This window comes from Saccharopolyspora sp. NPDC000995 (assembly GCF_053599315.1).
In genome coordinates, this window is the sequence record NZ_JBSFLZ010000314.1 from 1 (window position 1) to 1,673 (window position 1,673).

Annotated in this window: 1 protein-coding gene; it reads right to left on the minus strand. The window is 71.0% G+C overall.

Annotated features, from left to right (window positions below):
* Window positions 1-93: 93 nt before the first annotated feature.
* Window positions 94-1,482 carry a class II fumarate hydratase gene (locus tag ACWDKQ_RS36055; protein ID WP_450143221.1) on the minus strand — a complete coding sequence of 463 codons (1,389 nt, stop codon included), beginning with the start codon at window positions 1,480-1,482 and terminating at the stop codon, window positions 94-96.
* Window positions 1,483-1,673: the final 191 nt, after the last annotated feature.

Below are 1,673 nucleotides of genomic sequence, written 5' to 3' on the forward strand. Positions count from 1 at the left end.
GTCGAACGTGCATTCCTTGGCGTTGCCCGGGGTGCAGGCATCACCGAGCACGTGGTTGGTGATGCGGTCGAGCCCCGACCCGCAATGGAGCCGTCAGCCGCCCTTGGCCATGCGGAGCACGTCGAGCGCCTCGTCCAGTTGCTCGAGGGTGAGCTTGCCCGAGTCGACGTGGCCGCGTTCCAGGACCACCTCGCGGATCGTCCTGCGCTCCTTGAGGGCCTGCTTGGCGACGGAGGCCGCCTCCTCGTAGCCGATGTAGCGGTTGAGCGGCGTGACGATCGACGGCGAACCTTCGGCGTAGGCGCGGGCCTGCTCGACGTTGACCTGCACGCCGGCGAACACCTTGTCGGCCAAAAGTCGCGACACCGCGGCCAGCAGCCGCGCGGATTCCAGCACGTTGCGCGCGATCACCGGCAGCATCACGTTGAGCTGGAAGTTGCCCTGCGAACCGGCGAACGCCACCGCCGCGTCGTTGCCGATAACCTGCGCCACCACCTGCAGGGTGGCCTCCGGGATGACCGGGTTGACCTTGCCCGGCATGATCGACGAGCCCGGCTGCAGGTCCGGCAGCGCCAGCTCGGCCAGCCCGGTGCGCGGGCCGGAGCCCAGCCAGCGCAGGTCGTTGGCGATCTTGGTCAGACTCACCGCGACGGTGCGCAGGTCGCCGGAGATCTCCACCACCGAGTCCTGCGCGGCCTGCGCCTCGAAGTGGTCGCGGGCCTCGGTCAGCGGCAGGGCGGTGACCTCCGCCAGCTCCGCGGCGACCGCCGCGCCGAAGTCGGCGGGCGCATTGAGGCCCGACCCGACAGCGGTGCCGCCGATCGGCAGTTCGCCGAGCCGGGGCAGACCACCCCGCAGCCGCTCGACCCCGTAGCGCACCTGCGAGGCCCACGCGCCGGCCTCCTGGGCCAGCGTGATCGGCACCGCGTCCATCAGGTGCGTGCGGCCGGACTTGACCACCTCGGTCCACTGCGCGGCGCGGCTCTCGATGGTCGTGGCGAGGTGCTCCAGCGCCGGGATGACGTCGGTGAGCACGGCCTCGGTGGCCGCGACGTGGATGGTCGTCGGGAAGGTGTCGTTGGACGACTGCGAGGCGTTGACGTGGTCGTTGGGGTGCACGTCGCGGCCGAGCCGCCGGGACGCCAGGGTCGCGATGACCTCGTTGGCGTTCATGTTCGAGGACGTGCCGGAGCCGGTCTGGAACACGTCGATCGGGAAGTGCGAGTCGTGGGCGCCCTCGGCGACCTCCTCGGCCGCCGCGGCGATCGCCTCGGCCACGTCGGCGTCCAGGACCCCGAGCCGACCGTTGACCCGAGCCGCTGCGGCCTTCAGCAGACCTAGCGCACGGATCTGCGCGCGCTCCAAGCGCCGGCCGGAGATCGGGAAGTTCTCCACGGCTCGCTGGGTCTGCGCCCGGTACAGGGCCTCGACGGGCACCCGCACCTCACCCATCGTGTCGTGTTCGATCCGGTATTCAGCCATGTCGGAAGTGTCCCGCTGAAAGGTCCTCGCGGTCAGCGTGGCCCGCCCCACTCGGCGGTGGATCTGTGGCCCGGCGCACGCGAGAAGTCGGCACTGGACCGATGAAGGTGCCCGATCTCGCACCCCCGACGATCAACGCGGCGCCGGGCACTTCCCGATAGGCGTGCGGGCGGGCAAGGAGCTGGCCTACC

What these genes read in the sequence shown, in the direction of transcription:
- ACWDKQ_RS36055 (WP_450143221.1), bottom strand. Translation starts at nt 1,482, where the DNA reads ATGGCTGAATACCGGATCGAACACGACACGATGGGTGAGGTGCGGGTG.